The following is a 19,816-nucleotide window of genomic DNA, read 5'->3' on the forward strand; positions in this document are numbered from 1 at the left end:
TTAGTATTGGTCAGGTAAGTTCACGAACAACTGACTCACCAAGTTGGTCAAATCACCATTAACAACAGAGCCATCACCTTGTGAATTTACCGAGTCGAACTGATTACCTACGTTGTCGAGAACAATCGTTTGACTTTGGCCTGTATTATCTGTGTTTTCTGAAATGGTAATCACGAGGTCTTTATCACCGCCGCCATTATCAACCTTTTCAATAGTGATATGATCAAGAAGATCAAACATTGAACTTTCGTTTGGTAACAACTCAGAGATATCAAGATGGTCTTCCCCTAGAGCAAAATCGGTTATCGTATCGACATCACCTTGGAAAGGTTCGTCGACCCACTTGAACAGATCATCACCATCACCACCAGTTAAGATATCATCACCAAGACCACCAATAAGCGTATCTTCACCACCTTGACCGTAGAGGATATCGTCGCCTAATCCACCTGTAATGGTATCATCGCCACCACGAGTATCACTGTCTGCATTAAACAACTCATGGTTATCTTTAACATATTCGTAGATTTCCATGCCTGCAGGTTCTGCACCATTCAACATCTGTAAGAACGTTGTTAGAGCTTCCATACCCGAACCATCAGCTAACGCATCTGGACGAACAAGGCCATTATCACCCCATGGCAAGTTATCTGTATTGATAACATCACCAAACAAAATATCGTTACCGGCACCGCCGCTTAGATCATCACTACCTACAGGCAGTAGCGTAATTTCGTTGCTACCTTCCTCAAGTGCTGCATCTAAGCCTTGACTTGACTGAACGATTTCAACATCGCCTGTCGTACTTGTTACTGTCTTGATTATAAAGTTGTCTAAGTATACGTCTGCTGTGTATCCGCTTTGGTCTTCATAAACAGAGAGTACTAACTGGTACTTACCTTCATGAAGTAGATCTGTTTCAATCGAGCCAGTACTACTTCCAGATGATACACTTACCCATGCTTGAGTTTGTTCATCAAATTTCTGAACACTCCAGCCAAACACATCACCGCCACCAAAATAGTTACCCTGTGATGCATCAAATGTCAGAACTGACGCTTCGCCGCTAGCAACAACAAACTCGGGGCTGGTCATCGAAGCTGAGCTATTAATATCACCCGTATCGGTTAGCAAGATGCTTGAGTTAGTCAGTACTGCTGTACCACCGGAAACCGCAAAGTTCTCAAGGCTCCAAGATTCACCTGTACTAGAGCTGAAGTTTGCAAGTTGCGTTGTAGTTGATGAATAAGTGTACGAAGAACCATTGTCACTCACGAAGTGCTCTAATATTTCAGAATCAATGCCATCTCCGATACCTATCGTTCTAACTTTTGATACATCCGCTAGCTCATCGAAAGCAGTAATAGAGTCAGCAAACTCATCAAACTGGGTAGTAGAGCCGCTGCTGTTTGAACTGTTCGACACAGTTGGTTTTCCATCAGTTAAGAAGAACGTTAAGTTTTCATAACTCGATGGTTGGTCACCATCAGCAAACCAATCTTTAGCAGAATCAAACGCAGCCTCGTAGTTAGTTGCGCCATCCGCAGTCAAATCATTGATCGCTGAGTTGACTGTCTGCTCTAAGTCTGACTCTTCTAAGTTTTGTAAATCTATTTGTATGCTCGCACTAGCCTCAAAACCAATCAACGCCAGATTTATAATACCCGGATGAGATGCAATATCAGCCAACATAGCAATAAGTGATGCTTTAACCACATCTAACTTAGACTGGCTACTGTAACTATTGAGTGCGTCTTTCATACTGCCTGACATATCAACAACTAAAGCAATATTGTAATTCGTCGGTGCGACTGAGTTATCCACAACACCGCCAGTATCTCCAAACAGTACGTCGTCACCATCAAAGCCAACGATCGTGTTATCACCATTTTCATTACCTAAGCTAGGCGCTATAACAATACCGGTTTGAGTATCAGCAAGTACTTCTGAATCTACAGGTTGACCTTGACCATCGACCTCGTAAGCGCCTGCTGTAACAGTCAGAACTGGTGCCGTATTAACTGGTGCTTCAACAATGACTGTTAACTTCCCTACACTATCTAACTCAGCCGGATCAATCACCCAGGTTCCATCAGCTTGTTTAGTACCTGTCGAGAGCGTTACATCGGAAGGTACATCACTCACGACTAATGAACTTACTTGCTCGCTACCGTCGTTGTCATTCAGAACGATATCAATGTTAAGTTCATAAACCTCAGCAACTTTAACTAGGGTACCGCTCTGAACTTCAAACTTGCCGTCAGAGAAATACAACGACTCGATACTATAAAAGTCATGATTTGCATTCCCTGTTCCAGTATGAGTTAAGCGAAAATCTGGAGTTCCTGCTGTACTAAAGGTGTAGTCTGTACTTTGGCCTGTTAGATATGCTGCATCATTGCCTGAACCACCATAGTATGCTGTGCTCGTTGTTGGGCTACGAGAAATGAGAACATCATTGCCAAATTCTCCAGTATCATCACCTAACAAATTAATGCTTGTTGATGCATCTATACCGCCAACCAAAATGTCACTACCGTCGCCGCCTTGTAGGTTTTCAGAAACAACGCCAAGACCGCCGTCATTGCCGACAATAATGTCATCGCCTTCTCGGCCAAGTACCTGCATATGATCGCCATTGTTGTATACAACAGTATCATTGCCACCAAGGGCATCTAGCCAAGCACCACTTGTAGTCTGAAGATGGTTGTCGTCGCCATCAGCATTTGGGTCTACTGTCTTATTCGCCAAGCTAGATTCTATGTTTGCAACAATAGAGTCAGCAACATTTCCACTAACACTGGTTAAGTTGGCGGAAACCGCCAATCCATTACTAATTGGCGCAACTGTTGTTGTTACCGTTGCACTACTGGTCAGGCCTGAACTATCAACAATGGTATATGTGAACGACGCACTACCCGTCACATTACTATTTGGCGTGAAGGAGATCTCACCACTGTTTTGATCGTATAAGACCGTTCCGTCAGCTGAACTAAATCCATCCGCGACAATCGTAAAGGTGTCACCGGTATTTGGATCGTAATCGTTAGCAAGAAGCAGTGACGAATCTACAATTAAAGTTTCACCCTCTTGCACAGACAGAATATCACCGATCAGCGGGAAATCGTTTAAGTCATGCTCGCCATTATTGTAATTACCATTGCCATCAACCGTACCAAGATTGATGTCTAGGTTAGCAGCACCACCTTGGTCCCAATAAACGATTTCAATAGAATGATAACCATCACTATCAATCGCAAATGCGTCATGTAAGGTAGTTGTAGACGACTGGTTCTGGTCAACAGTAGCAACTTCAACCCCATCAATTAATACCGTGTAGCCATCATCAGCGGTCACTTTAAATGCATAATCACCGGCTTCTAGATAGACTGAACCACTAATTTGAACAACACCGTCAGTATGAGCACCAACGGTACCTTCAACAGAGCTAGAGTCATCATTTAAGAAGTCTTCAAACTGACTTTGAGAGCTCAAGCCATTGTTATTTCCATTTAGCGTATAGTTGATATCTTTGGCGTCAAAGGTTAGGTCTGCTTCTTTGCTAGCAATAACATCCAATGCATCTTGAATCGAATCAATATTGCCATTAACGCTATCATTTGAGCTGTAATAGTATCCAGATAGTCCACCAAATACTGATACCGTATCATCTTGAGCAACTGGGGGCTGATTGGTCGCATTGGACGTAATAGTCAGTTGAGCCACTTCATCACTAAGTAAACCGCTAGAATCAACTGACTGATAATCAATTTCTTCAGAGAGATCAGCACTAACTACATCAACGCCTTTAAGCGTGATATTGGAGTTTCTATTAGGATTATCAGAACCGTCTTGAGTAGTGAATACTCTTAATTCAGTAAACCCTCCATCGACTTGGATGTTAACTGTCGCATTCCCGTTGCTATCGATGGACAGTCCGTTCTCGCCTGATTCATCGCTATCGAAGAAGAACGTCCCAACAACATTACCATCTTCATCGAGAGCGAGTACCTCAATACGACCGCCAGCATTATTTCCCGCATTGTAGTTTCCGAATACGCTACCAAATTCAATATTAGCCTCTGTAATGGTTGCACCAGATTGAGAATAATCAACAGAGATATATTCCTGGTTGCCACCGCTAACTACATCCAACTCTCCGCTAGTTGAATTCGCATTAGTTGACACACCAAAACCATCCTCTTGGTTTTGACTGTCGTAAACCAAATAAGAATTTGTATCGATTACATTAGCGTCGGTTGGGGAGCTACCATCGTAAATCCCCGAGCTTATTAATACATTGCCCTGTAAGTAACTTACGCTGCTAGACCCATTGTTGACTTGGCCTGCAAAAGTACTTGCTACAAAATCAAGCTTATCCACAGCATTGGAATCTTGTTCATATTCGACTTGAGCGTCACTACTGATTATATCTCCAGCTTCAATGAGTACTTTGCCACCACCACTAACGTCGTAAAGGTTACCGAACAATGGTTCTTCGAGAATTTTGACATCAACCGGAGTACCAGCAGCATCATCTTCTATATCGCCCACGTTATCTTGACTACCCGATTGACCACCATCAAACGTAAAGAACGCTTCGTCTTGGTTGTTTAGGGTAACTGAGAAGTCTATTGCGGTTGGTTTGTCGTTCGCACCATTGATGGTGATGGTCACCACCTGCTCGGTGCCGTCTTCCGATTTCACCGTGAAGGTTTCAGTCAGTGGCTCTGAGCCCACGTTCAACGCATCGACCGTCTCGTTGCTGTTATCCAGCTCGTAGGTCCACTCGCCATTCGCGTCCACACTGAACGTGCCGTAATCGCCCGCCACATCACTTTGAACTTGGAACACGTTGTTGGTGTTGTCGACATCGTCCGACAACAGCGTACCCGTCGCGGTGTTATCCGCCGCATCTTCGGTCACGTCGCCTGCGACATCGCCTGTGATGTCCGCGCCGTCGTTCGCACCATTGATGGTGATGGTCACCACCTGCTCGGTGCCGTCTTCCGATTTCACCGTGAAGGTTTCAGTCAGTGGCTCTGAGCCCACGTTCAACGCATCGACCGTCTCGTTGCTGTTATCCAGCTCGTAGGTCCACTCGCCATTCGCGTCCACACTGAACGTGCCGTAATCGCCCGCCACATCACTTTGAACTTGGAACACGTTGTTGGTGTTGTCGACATCGTCCGACAACAGCGTACCCGTCGCGGTGTTATCCGCCGCATCTTCGGTCACGTCGCCTGCGACATCGCCTGTGATGTCCGCGCCGTCGTTCGCACCATTGATGGTGATGGTCACCACCTGCTCGGTGCCGTCTTCCGATTTCACCGTGAAGGTTTCAGTCAGTGGCTCTGAGCCCACGTTCAACGCATCGACCGTCTCGTTGCTGTTATCCAGCTCGTAGGTCCACTCGCCATTCGCGTCCACACTGAACGTGCCGTAATCGCCCGCCACATCACTTTGAACTTGGAACACGTTGTTGGTGTTGTCGACATCGTCCGACAACAGCGTACCCGTCGCGGTGTTATCCGCCGCATCTTCGGTCACGTCGCCTGCGACATCGCCTGTGATGTCCGCGCCGTCGTTCGCACCATTGATGGTGATGGTCACCACCTGCTCGGTGCCGTCTTCCGATTTCACCGTGAAGGTTTCAGTCAGTGGCTCTGAGCCCACGTTCAACGCATCGACCGTCTCGTTGCTGTTATCCAGCTCGTAGGTCCACTCGCCATTCGCGTCCACACTGAACGTGCCGTAATCGCCCGCCACATCACTTTGAACTTGGAACACGTTGTTGGTGTTGTCGACATCGTCCGACAACAGCGTACCCGTCGCGGTGTTATCCGCCGCATCTTCGGTCACGTCGCCTGCGACATCGCCTGTGATGTCCGCGCCGTCGTTCGCACCATTGATGGTGATGGTCACCACCTGCTCGGTGCCGTCTTCCGATTTCACCGTGAAGGTTTCAGTCAGTGGCTCTGAGCCCACGTTCAACGCATCGACCGTCTCGTTGCTGTTATCCAGCTCGTAGGTCCACTCGCCATTCGCGTCCACACTGAACGTGCCGTAATCGCCCGCCACATCACTTTGAACTTGGAACACGTTGTTGGTGTTGTCGACATCGTCCGACAACAGCGTACCCGTCGCGGTGTTATCCGCCGCATCTTCGGTCACGTCGCCTGCGACATCGCCTGTGATGTCCGCGCCGTCGTTCGCACCATTGATGGTGATGGTCACCACCTGCTCGGTGCCGTCTTCCGATTTCACCGTGAAGGTTTCAGTCAGTGGCTCTGAGCCCACGTTCAACGCATCGACCGTCTCGTTGCTGTTATCCAGCTCGTAGGTCCACTCGCCATTCGCGTCCACACTGAACGTGCCGTAATCGCCCGCCACATCACTTTGAACTTGGAACACGTTGTTGGTGTTGTCGACATCGTCCGACAACAGCGTACCCGTCGCGGTGTTATCCGCCGCATCTTCGGTCACGTCGCCTGCGACATCGCCTGTGATGTCCGCGCCGTCGTTCGCACCATTGATGGTGATGGTCACCACCTGCTCGGTGCCGTCTTCCGATTTCACCGTGAAGGTTTCAGTCAGTGGCTCTGAGCCCACGTTCAACGCATCGACCGTCTCGTTGCTGTTATCCAGCTCGTAGGTCCACTCGCCATTCGCGTCCACACTGAACGTGCCGTAATCGCCCGCCACATCACTTTGAACTTGGAACACGTTGTTGGTGTTGTCGACATCGTCCGACAACAGCGTACCCGTCGCGGTGTTATCCGCCGCATCTTCGGTCACGTCGCCTGCGACATCGCCTGTGATGTCCGCGCCGTCGTTCGCACCATTGATGGTGATGGTCACCACCTGCTCGGTGCCGTCTTCCGATTTCACCGTGAAGGTTTCAGTCAGTGGCTCTGAGCCCACGTTCAACGCATCGACCGTCTCGTTGCTGTTATCCAGCTCGTAGGTCCACTCGCCATTCGCGTCCACACTGAACGTGCCGTAATCGCCCGCCACATCACTTTGAACTTGGAACACGTTGTTGGTGTTGTCGACATCGTCCGACAACAGCGTACCCGTCGCGGTGTTATCCGCCGCATCTTCGGTCACGTCGCCTGCGACATCGCCTGTGATGTCCGCGCCGTCGTTCGCACCATTGATGGTGATGGTCACCACCTGCTCGGTGCCGTCTTCCGATTTCACCGTGAAGGTTTCAGTCAGTGGCTCTGAGCCCACGTTCAACGCATCGACCGTCTCGTTGCTGTTATCCAGCTCGTAGGTCCACTCGCCATTCGCGTCCACACTGAACGTGCCGTAATCGCCCGCCACATCACTTTGAACTTGGAACACGTTGTTGGTGTTGTCGACATCGTCCGACAACAGCGTACCCGTCGCGGTGTTATCCGCCGCATCTTCGGTCACGTCGCCTGCGACATCGCCTGTGATGTCCGCGCCGTCGTTCGCACCATTGATGGTGATGGTCACCACCTGCTCGGTGCCGTCTTCCGATTTCACCGTGAAGGTTTCAGTCAGTGGCTCTGAGCCCACGTTCAACGCATCGACCGTCTCGTTGCTGTTATCCAGCTCGTAGGTCCACTCGCCATTCGCGTCCACACTGAACGTGCCGTAATCGCCCGCCACATCACTTTGAACTTGGAACACGTTGTTGGTGTTGTCGACATCGTCCGACAACAGCGTACCCGTCGCGGTGTTATCCGCCGCATCTTCGGTCACGTCGCCTGCGACATCGCCTGTGATGTCCGCGCCGTCGTTCGCACCATTGATGGTGATGGTCACCACCTGCTCGGTGCCGTCTTCCGATTTCACCGTGAAGGTTTCAGTCAGTGGCTCTGAGCCCACGTTCAACGCATCGACCGTCTCGTTGCTGTTATCCAGCTCGTAGGTCCACTCGCCATTCGCGTCCACACTGAACGTGCCGTAATCGCCCGCCACATCACTTTGAACTTGGAACACGTTGTTGGTGTTGTCGACATCGTCCGACAACAGCGTACCCGTCGCGGTGTTATCCGCCGCATCTTCGGTCACGTCGCCTGCGACATCGCCTGTGATGTCCGCGCCGTCGTTCGCACCATTGATGGTGATGGTCACCACCTGCTCGGTGCCGTCTTCCGATTTCACCGTGAAGGTTTCAGTCAGTGGCTCTGAGCCCACGTTCAACGCATCGACCGTCTCGTTGCTGTTATCCAGCTCGTAGGTCCACTCGCCATTCGCGTCCACACTGAACGTGCCGTAATCGCCCGCCACATCACTTTGAACTTGGAACACGTTGTTGGTGTTGTCGACATCGTCCGACAACAGCGTACCCGTCGCGGTGTTATCCGCCGCATCTTCGGTCACGTCGCCTGCGACATCGCCTGTGATGTCCGCGCCGTCGTTCGCACCATTGATGGTGATGGTCACCACCTGCTCGGTGCCGTCTTCCGATTTCACCGTGAAGGTTTCAGTCAGTGGCTCTGAGCCCACGTTCAACGCATCGACCGTCTCGTTGCTGTTATCCAGCTCGTAGGTCCACTCGCCATTCGCGTCCACACTGAACGTGCCGTAATCGCCCGCCACATCACTTTGAACTTGGAACACGTTGTTGGTGTTGTCGACATCGTCCGACAACAGCGTACCCGTCGCGGTGTTATCCGCCGCATCTTCGGTCACGTCGCCTGCGACATCGCCTGTGATGTCCGCGCCGTCGTTCGCACCATTGATGGTGATGGTCACCACCTGCTCGGTGCCGTCTTCCGATTTCACCGTGAAGGTTTCAGTCAGTGGCTCTGAGCCCACGTTCAACGCATCGACCGTCTCGTTGCTGTTATCCAGCTCGTAGGTCCACTCGCCATTCGCGTCCACACTGAACGTGCCGTAATCGCCCGCCACATCACTTTGAACTTGGAACACGTTGTTGGTGTTGTCGACATCGTCCGACAACAGCGTACCCGTCGCGGTGTTATCCGCCGCATCTTCGGTCACGTCGCCTGCGACATCGCCTGTGATGTCCGCGCCGTCGTTCGCACCATTGATGGTGATGGTCACCACCTGCTCGGTGCCGTCTTCCGATTTCACCGTGAAGGTTTCAGTCAGTGGCTCTGAGCCCACGTTCAACGCATCGACCGTCTCGTTGCTGTTATCCAGCTCGTAGGTCCACTCGCCATTCGCGTCCACACTGAACGTGCCGTAATCGCCCGCCACATCACTTTGAACTTGGAACACGTTGTTGGTGTTGTCGACATCGTCCGACAACAGCGTACCCGTCGCGGTGTTATCCGCCGCATCTTCGGTCACGTCGCCTGCGACATCGCCTGTGATGTCCGCGCCGTCGTTCGCACCATTGATGGTGATGGTCACCACCTGCTCGGTGCCGTCTTCCGATTTCACCGTGAAGGTTTCAGTCAGTGGCTCTGAGCCCACGTTCAACGCATCGACCGTCTCGTTGCTGTTATCCAGCTCGTAGGTCCACTCGCCATTCGCGTCCACACTGAACGTGCCGTAATCGCCCGCCACATCACTTTGAACTTGGAACACGTTGTTGGTGTTGTCGACATCGTCCGACAACAGCGTACCCGTCGCGGTGTTATCCGCCGCATCTTCGGTCACGTCGCCTGCGACATCGCCTGTGATGTCCGCGCCGTCGTTCGCACCATTGATGGTGATGGTCACCACCTGCTCGGTGCCGTCTTCCGATTTCACCGTGAAGGTTTCAGTCAGTGGCTCTGAGCCCACGTTCAACGCATCGACCGTCTCGTTGCTGTTATCCAGCTCGTAGGTCCACTCGCCATTCGCGTCCACACTGAACGTGCCGTAATCGCCCGCCACATCACTTTGAACTTGGAACACGTTGTTGGTGTTGTCGACATCGTCCGACAACAGCGTACCCGTCGCGGTGTTATCCGCCGCATCTTCGGTCACGTCGCCTGCGACATCGCCTGTGATGTCCGCGCCGTCGTTCGCACCATTGATGGTGATGGTCACCACCTGCTCGGTGCCGTCTTCCGATTTCACCGTGAAGGTTTCAGTCAGTGGCTCTGAGCCCACGTTCAACGCATCGACCGTCTCGTTGCTGTTATCCAGCTCGTAGGTCCACTCGCCATTCGCGTCCACACTGAACGTGCCGTAATCGCCCGCCACATCACTTTGAACTTGGAACACGTTGTTGGTGTTGTCGACATCGTCCGACAACAGCGTACCCGTCGCGGTGTTATCCGCCGCATCTTCGGTCACGTCGCCTGCGACATCGCCTGTGATGTCCGCGCCGTCGTTCGCACCATTGATGGTGATGGTCACCACCTGCTCGGTGCCGTCTTCCGATTTCACCGTGAAGGTTTCAGTCAGTGGCTCTGAGCCCACGTTCAACGCATCGACCGTCTCGTTGCTGTTATCCAGCTCGTAGGTCCACTCGCCATTCGCGTCCACACTGAACGTGCCGTAATCGCCCGCCACATCACTTTGAACTTGGAACACGTTGTTGGTGTTGTCGACATCGTCCGACAACAGCGTACCCGTCGCGGTGTTATCCGCCGCATCTTCGGTCACGTCGCCTGCGACATCGCCTGTGATGTCCGCGCCGTCGTTCGCACCATTGATGGTGATGGTCACCACCTGCTCGGTGCCGTCTTCCGATTTCACCGTGAAGGTTTCAGTCAGTGGCTCTGAGCCCACGTTCAACGCATCGACCGTCTCGTTGCTGTTATCCAGCTCGTAGGTCCACTCGCCATTCGCGTCCACACTGAACGTGCCGTAATCGCCCGCCACATCACTTTGAACTTGGAACACGTTGTTGGTGTTGTCGACATCGTCCGACAACAGCGTACCCGTCGCGGTGTTATCCGCCGCATCTTCGGTCACGTCGCCTGCGACATCGCCTGTGATGTCCGCGCCGTCGTTCGCACCATTGATGGTGATGGTCACCACCTGCTCGGTGCCGTCTTCCGATTTCACCGTGAAGGTTTCAGTCAGTGGCTCTGAGCCCACGTTCAACGCATCGACCGTCTCGTTGCTGTTATCCAGCTCGTAGGTCCACTCGCCATTCGCGTCCACACTGAACGTGCCGTAATCGCCCGCCACATCACTTTGAACTTGGAACACGTTGTTGGTGTTGTCGACATCGTCCGACAACAGCGTACCCGTCGCGGTGTTATCCGCCGCATCTTCGGTCACGTCGCCTGCGACATCGCCTGTGATGTCCGCGCCGTCGTTCGCACCATTGATGGTGATGGTCACCACCTGCTCGGTGCCGTCTTCCGATTTCACCGTGAAGGTTTCAGTCAGTGGCTCTGAGCCCACGTTCAACGCATCGACCGTCTCGTTGCTGTTATCCAGCTCGTAGGTCCACTCGCCATTCGCGTCCACACTGAACGTGCCGTAATCGCCCGCCACATCACTTTGAACTTGGAACACGTTGTTGGTGTTGTCGACATCGTCCGACAACAGCGTACCCGTCGCGGTGTTATCCGCCGCATCTTCGGTCACGTCGCCTGCGACATCGCCTGTGATGTCCGCGCCGTCGTTCGCACCATTGATGGTGATGGTCACCACCTGCTCGGTGCCGTCTTCCGATTTCACCGTGAAGGTTTCAGTCAGTGGCTCTGAGCCCACGTTCAACGCATCGACCGTCTCGTTGCTGTTATCCAGCTCGTAGGTCCACTCGCCATTCGCGTCCACACTGAACGTGCCGTAATCGCCCGCCACATCACTTTGAACTTGGAACACGTTGTTGGTGTTGTCGACATCGTCCGACAACAGCGTACCCGTCGCGGTGTTATCCGCCGCATCTTCGGTCACGTCGCCTGCGACATCGCCTGTGATGTCCGCGCCGTCGTTCGCACCATTGATGGTGATGGTCACCACCTGCTCGGTGCCGTCTTCCGATTTCACCGTGAAGGTTTCAGTCAGTGGCTCTGAGCCCACGTTCAACGCATCGACCGTCTCGTTGCTGTTATCCAGCTCGTAGGTCCACTCGCCATTCGCGTCCACACTGAACGTGCCGTAATCGCCCGCCACATCACTTTGAACTTGGAACACGTTGTTGGTGTTGTCGACATCGTCCGACAACAGCGTACCCGTCGCGGTGTTATCCGCCGCATCTTCGGTCACGTCGCCTGCGACATCGCCTGTGATGTCCGCGCCGTCGTTCGCACCATTGATGGTGATGGTCACCACCTGCTCGGTGCCGTCTTCCGATTTCACCGTGAAGGTTTCAGTCAGTGGCTCTGAGCCCACGTTCAACGCATCGACCGTCTCGTTGCTGTTATCCAGCTCGTAGGTCCACTCGCCATTCGCGTCCACACTGAACGTGCCGTAATCGCCCGCCACATCACTTTGAACTTGGAACACGTTGTTGGTGTTGTCGACATCGTCCGACAACAGCGTACCCGTCGCGGTGTTATCCGCCGCATCTTCGGTCACGTCGCCTGCGACATCGCCTGTGATGTCCGCGCCGTCGTTCGCACCATTGATGGTGATGGTCACCACCTGCTCGGTGCCGTCTTCCGATTTCACCGTGAAGGTTTCAGTCAGTGGCTCTGAGCCCACGTTCAACGCATCGACCGTCTCGTTGCTGTTATCCAGCTCGTAGGTCCACTCGCCATTCGCGTCCACACTGAACGTGCCGTAATCGCCCGCCACATCACTTTGAACTTGGAACACGTTGTTGGTGTTGTCGACATCGTCCGACAACAGCGTACCCGTCGCGGTGTTATCCGCCGCATCTTCGGTCACGTCGCCTGCGACATCGCCTGTGATGTCCGCGCCGTCGTTCGCACCATTGATGGTGATGGTCACCACCTGCTCGGTGCCGTCTTCCGATTTCACCGTGAAGGTTTCAGTCAGTGGCTCTGAGCCCACGTTCAACGCATCGACCGTCTCGTTGCTGTTATCCAGCTCGTAGGTCCACTCGCCATTCGCGTCCACACTGAACGTGCCGTAATCGCCCGCCACATCACTTTGAACTTGGAACACGTTGTTGGTGTTGTCGACATCGTCCGACAACAGCGTACCCGTCGCGGTGTTATCCGCCGCATCTTCGGTCACGTCGCCTGCGACATCGCCTGTGATGTCCGCGCCGTCGTTCGCACCATTGATGGTGATGGTCACCACCTGCTCGGTGCCGTCTTCCGATTTCACCGTGAAGGTTTCAGTCAGTGGCTCTGAGCCCACGTTCAACGCATCGACCGTCTCGTTGCTGTTATCCAGCTCGTAGGTCCACTCGCCATTCGCGTCCACACTGAACGTGCCGTAATCGCCCGCCACATCACTTTGAACTTGGAACACGTTGTTGGTGTTGTCGACATCGTCCGACAACAGCGTACCCGTCGCGGTGTTATCCGCCGCATCTTCGGTCACGTCGCCTGCGACATCGCCTGTGATGTCCGCGCCGTCGTTCGCACCATTGATGGTGATGGTCACCACCTGCTCGGTGCCGTCTTCCGATTTCACCGTGAAGGTTTCAGTCAGTGGCTCTGAGCCCACGTTCAACGCATCGACCGTCTCGTTGCTGTTATCCAGCTCGTAGGTCCACTCGCCATTCGCGTCCACACTGAACGTGCCGTAATCGCCCGCCACATCACTTTGAACTTGGAACACGTTGTTGGTGTTGTCGACATCGTCCGACAACAGCGTACCCGTCGCGGTGTTATCCGCCGCATCTTCGGTCACGTCGCCTGCGACATCGCCTGTGATGTCCGCGCCGTCGTTCGCACCATTGATGGTGATGGTCACCACCTGCTCGGTGCCGTCTTCCGATTTCACCGTGAAGGTTTCAGTCAGTGGCTCTGAGCCCACGTTCAACGCATCGACCGTCTCGTTGCTGTTATCCAGCTCGTAGGTCCACTCGCCATTCGCGTCCACACTGAACGTGCCGTAATCGCCCGCCACATCACTTTGAACTTGGAACACGTTGTTGGTGTTGTCGACATCGTCCGACAACAGCGTACCCGTCGCGGTGTTATCCGCCGCATCTTCGGTCACGTCGCCTGCGACATCGCCTGTGATGTCCGCGCCGTCGTTCGCACCATTGATGGTGATGGTCACCACCTGCTCGGTGCCGTCTTCCGATTTCACCGTGAAGGTTTCAGTCAGTGGCTCTGAGCCCACGTTCAACGCATCGACCGTCTCGTTGCTGTTATCCAGCTCGTAGGTCCACTCGCCATTCGCGTCCACACTGAACGTGCCGTAATCGCCCGCCACATCACTTTGAACTTGGAACACGTTGTTGGTGTTGTCGACATCGTCCGACAACAGCGTACCCGTCGCGGTGTTATCCGCCGCATCTTCGGTCACGTCGCCTGCGACATCGCCTGTGATGTCCGCGCCGTCGTTCGCACCATTGATGGTGATGGTCACCACCTGCTCGGTGCCGTCTTCCGATTTCACCGTGAAGGTTTCAGTCAGTGGCTCTGAGCCCACGTTCAACGCATCGACCGTCTCGTTGCTGTTATCCAGCTCGTAGGTCCACTCGCCATTCGCGTCCACACTGAACGTGCCGTAATCGCCCGCCACATCACTTTGAACTTGGAACACGTTGTTGGTGTTGTCGACATCGTCCGACAACAGCGTACCCGTCGCGGTGTTATCCGCCGCATCTTCGGTCACGTCGCCTGCGACATCGCCTGTGATGTCCGCGCCGTCGTTCGCACCATTGATGGTGATGGTCACCACCTGCTCGGTGCCGTCTTCCGATTTCACCGTGAAGGTTTCAGTCAGTGGCTCTGAGCCCACGTTCAACGCATCGACCGTCTCGTTGCTGTTATCCAGCTCGTAGGTCCACTCGCCATTCGCGTCCACACTGAACGTGCCGTAATCGCCCGCCACATCACTTTGAACTTGGAACACGTTGTTGGTGTTGTCGACATCGTCCGACAACAGCGTACCCGTCGCGGTGTTATCCGCCGCATCTTCGGTCACGTCGCCTGCGACATCGCCTGTGATGTCCGCGCCGTCGTTCGCACCATTGATGGTGATGGTCACCACCTGCTCGGTGCCGTCTTCCGATTTCACCGTGAAGGTTTCAGTCAGTGGCTCTGAGCCCACGTTCAACGCATCGACCGTCTCGTTGCTGTTATCCAGCTCGTAGGTCCACTCGCCATTCGCGTCCACACTGAACGTGCCGTAATCGCCCGCCACATCACTTTGAACTTGGAACACGTTGTTGGTGTTGTCGACATCGTCCGACAACAGCGTACCCGTCGCGGTGTTATCCGCCGCATCTTCGGTCACGTCGCCTGCGACATCGCCTGTGATGTCCGCGCCGTCGTTCGCACCATTGATGGTGATGGTCACCACCTGCTCGGTGCCGTCTTCCGATTTCACCGTGAAGGTTTCAGTCAGTGGCTCTGAGCCCACGTTCAACGCATCGACCGTCTCGTTGCTGTTATCCAGCTCGTAGGTCCACTCGCCATTCGCGTCCACACTGAACGTGCCGTAATCGCCCGCCACATCACTTTGAACTTGGAACACGTTGTTGGTGTTGTCGACATCGTCCGACAACAGCGTACCCGTCGCGGTGTTATCCGCCGCATCTTCGGTCACGTCGCCTGCGACATCGCCTGTGATGTCCGCGCCGTCGTTCGCACCATTGATGGTGATGGTCACCACCTGCTCGGTGCCGTCTTCCGATTTCACCGTGAAGGTTTCAGTCAGTGGCTCTGAGCCCACGTTCAACGCATCGACCGTCTCGTTGCTGTTATCCAGCTCGTAGGTCCACTCGCCATTCGCGTCCACACTGAACGTGCCGTAATCGCCCGCCACATCACTTTGAACTTGGAACACGTTGTTGGTGTTGTCGACATCGTCCGACAACAGCGTACCCGTCGCGGTGTTATCCGCCGCATCTTCGGTCACGTCGCCTGCGACATCGCCTGTGATGTCCGCGCCGTCGTTCGCACCATTGATGGTGATGGTCACCACCTGCTCGGTGCCGTCTTCCGATTTCACCGTGAAGGTTTCAGTCAGTGGCTCTGAGCCCACGTTCAACGCATCGACCGTCTCGTTGCTGTTATCCAGCTCGTAGGTCCACTCGCCATTCGCGTCCACACTGAACGTGCCGTAATCGCCCGCCACATCACTTTGAACTTGGAACACGTTGTTGGTGTTGTCGACATCGTCCGACAACAGCGTACCCGTCGCGGTGTTATCCGCCGCATCTTCGGTCACGTCGCCTGCGACATCGCCTGTGATGTCCGCGCCGTCGTTCGCACCATTGATGGTGATGGTCACCACCTGCTCGGTGCCGTCTTCCGATTTCACCGTGAAGGTTTCAGTCAGTGGCTCTGAGCCCACGTTCAACGCATCGACCGTCTCGTTGCTGTTATCCAGCTCGTAGGTCCACTCGCCATTCGCGTCCACACTGAACGTGCCGTAATCGCCCGCCACATCACTTTGAACTTGGAACACGTTGTTGGTGTTGTCGACATCGTCCGACAACAGCGTACCCGTCGCGGTGTTATCCGCCGCATCTTCGGTCACGTCGCCTGCGACATCGCCTGTGATGTCCGCGCCGTCGTTCGCACCATTGATGGTGATGGTCACCACCTGCTCGGTGCCGTCTTCCGATTTCACCGTGAAGGTTTCAGTCAGTGGCTCTGAGCCCACGTTCAACGCATCGACCGTCTCGTTGCTGTTATCCAGCTCGTAGGTCCACTCGCCATTCGCGTCCACACTGAACGTGCCGTAATCGCCCGCCACATCACTTTGAACTTGGAACACGTTGTTGGTGTTGTCGACATCGTCCGACAACAGCGTACCCGTCGCGGTGTTATCCGCCGCATCTTCGGTCACGTCGCCTGCGACATCGCCTGTGATGTCCGCGCCGTCGTTCGCACCATTGATGGTGATGGTCACCACCTGCTCGGTGCCGTCTTCCGATTTCACCGTGAAGGTTTCAGTCAGTGGCTCTGAGCCCACGTTCAACGCATCGACCGTCTCGTTGCTGTTATCCAGCTCGTAGGTCCACTCGCCATTCGCGTCCACACTGAACGTGCCGTAATCGCCCGCCACATCACTTTGAACTTGGAACACGTTGTTGGTGTTGTCGACATCGTCCGACAACAGCGTACCCGTCGCGGTGTTATCCGCCGCATCTTCGGTCACGTCGCCTGCGACATCGCCTGTGATGTCCGCGCCGTCGTTCGCACCATTGATGGTGATGGTCACCACCTGCTCGGTGCCGTCTTCCGATTTCACCGTGAAGGTTTCAGTCAGTGGCTCTGAGCCCACGTTCAACGCATCGACCGTCTCGTTGCTGTTATCCAGCTCGTAGGTCCACTCGCCATTCGCGTCCACACTGAACGTGCCGTAATCGCCCGCCACATCACTTTGAACTTGGAACACGTTGTTGGTGTTGTCGACATCGTCCGACAACAGCGTACCCGTCGCGGTGTTATCCGCCGCATCTTCGGTCACGTCGCCTGCGACATCGCCTGTGATGTCCGCGCCGTCGTTCGCACCATTGATGGTGATGGTCACCACCTGCTCGGTGCCGTCTTCCGATTTCACCGTGAAGGTTTCAGTCAGTGGCTCTGAGCCCACGTTCAACGCATCGACCGTCTCGTTGCTGTTATCCAGCTCGTAGGTCCACTCGCCATTCGCGTCCACACTGAACGTGCCGTAATCGCCCGCCACATCACTTTGAACTTGGAACACGTTGTTGGTGTTGTCGACATCGTCCGACAACAGCGTACCCGTCGCGGTGTTATCCGCCGCATCTTCGGTCACGTCGCCTGCGACATCGCCTGTGATGTCCGCGCCGTCGTTCGCACCATTGATGGTGATGGTCACCACCTGCTCGGTGCCGTCTTCCGATTTCACCGTGAAGGTTTCAGTCAGTGGCTCTGAGCCCACGTTCAACGCATCGACCGTCTCGTTGCTGTTATCCAGCTCGTAGGTCCACTCGCCATTCGCGTCCACACTGAACGTGCCGTAATCGCCCGCCACATCACTTTGAACTTGGAACACGTTGTTGGTGTTGTCGACATCGTCCGACAACAGCGTACCCGTCGCGGTGTTATCCGCCGCATCTTCGGTCACGTCGCCTGCGACATCGCCTGTGATGTCCGCGCCGTCGTTCGCACCATTGATGGTGATGGTCACCACCTGCTCGGTGCCGTCTTCCGATTTCACCGTGAAGGTTTCAGTCAGTGGCTCTGAGCCCACGTTCAACGCATCGACCGTCTCGTTGCTGTTATCCAGCTCGTAGGTCCACTCGCCATTCGCGTCCACACTGAACGTGCCGTAATCGCCCGCCACATCACTTTGAACTTGGAACACGTTGTTGGTGTTGTCGACATCGTCCGACAACAGCGTACCCGTCGCGGTGTTATCCGCCGCATCTTCGGTCACGTCGCCTGCGACATCGCCTGTGATGTCCGCGCCGTCGTTCGCACCATTGATGGTGATGGTCACCACCTGCTCGGTGCCGTCTTCCGATTTCACCGTGAAGGTTTCAGTCAGTGGCTCTGAGCCCACGTTCAACGCATCGACCGTCTCGTTGCTGTTATCCAGCTCGTAGGTCCACTCGCCATTCGCGTCCACACTGAACGTGCCGTAATCGCCCGCCACATCACTTTGAACTTGGAACACGTTGTTGGTGTTGTCGACATCGTCCGACAACAGCGTACCCGTCGCGGTGTTATCCGCCGCATCTTCGGTCACGTCGCCTGCGACATCGCCTGTGATGTCCGCGCCGTCGTTCGCACCATTGATGGTGATGGTCACCACCTGCTCGGTGCCGTCTTCCGATTTCACCGTGAAGGTTTCAGTCAGTGGCTCTGAGCCCACGTTCAACGCATCGACCGTCTCGTTGCTGTTATCCAGCTCGTAGGTCCACTCGCCATTCGCGTCCACACTGAACGTGCCGTAATCGCCCGCCACATCACTTTGAACTTGGAACACGTTGTTGGTGTTGTCGACATCGTCCGACAACAGCGTACCCGTCGCGGTGTTATCCGCCGCATCTTCGGTCACGTCGCCTGCGACATCGCCTGTGATGTCCGCGCCGTCGTTCGCACCATTGATGGTGATGGTCACCACCTGCTCGGTGCCGTCTTCCGATTTCACCGTGAAGGTTTCAGTCAGTGGCTCTGAGCCCACGTTCAACGCATCGACCGTCTCGTTGCTGTTATCCAGCTCGTAGGTCCACTCGCCATTCGCGTCCACACTGAACGTGCCGTAATCGCCCGCCACATCACTTTGAACTTGGAACACGTTGTTGGTGTTGTCGACATCGTCCGACAACAGCGTACCCGTCGCGGTGTTATCCGCCGCATCTTCGGTCACGTCGCCTGCGACATCGCCTGTGATGTCCGCGCCGTCGTTCGCACCATTGATGGTGATGGTCACCACCTGCTCGGTGCCGTCTTCCGATTTCACCGTGAAGGTTTCAGTCAGTGGCTCTGAGCCCACGTTCAACGCATCGACCGTCTCGTTGCTGTTATCCAGCTCGTAGGTCCACTCGCCATTCGCGTCCACACTGAACGTGCCGTAATCGCCCGCCACATCACTTTGAACTTGGAACACGTTGTTGGTGTTGTCGACATCGTCCGACAACAGCGTACCCGTCGCGGTGTTATCCGCCGCATCTTCGGTCACGTCGCCTGCGACATCGCCTGTGATGTCCGCGCCGTCGTTCGCACCATTGATGGTGATGGTCACCACCTGCTCGGTGCCGTCTTCCGATTTCACCGTGAAGGTTTCAGTCAGTGGCTCTGAGCCCACGTTCAACGCATCGACCGTCTCGTTGCTGTTATCCAGCTCGTAGGTCCACTCGCCATTCGCGTCCACACTGAACGTGCCGTAATCGCCCGCCACATCACTT

1 protein-coding gene (cut by a window edge) is annotated in these 19,816 nt (G+C 54.5%); it reads right to left on the reverse strand.

Going from position 1 to position 19,816, the window contains the following annotated elements:
* Positions 1-19,816, reverse strand: the 3' portion of a protein-coding gene (locus OC193_RS08485) for a VCBS domain-containing protein (RefSeq protein WP_261978624.1). It continues 20,831 nt past the right edge of the window; 19,816 of the gene's 40,647 nt are visible here — the last part of the coding sequence; its start codon lies off the right edge, out of view; the stop codon is at positions 1-3.

The sequence above is a fragment of the Vibrio crassostreae genome (assembly GCF_024347415.1).
Lineage (GTDB): Bacteria > Pseudomonadota > Gammaproteobacteria > Enterobacterales > Vibrionaceae > Vibrio > Vibrio crassostreae.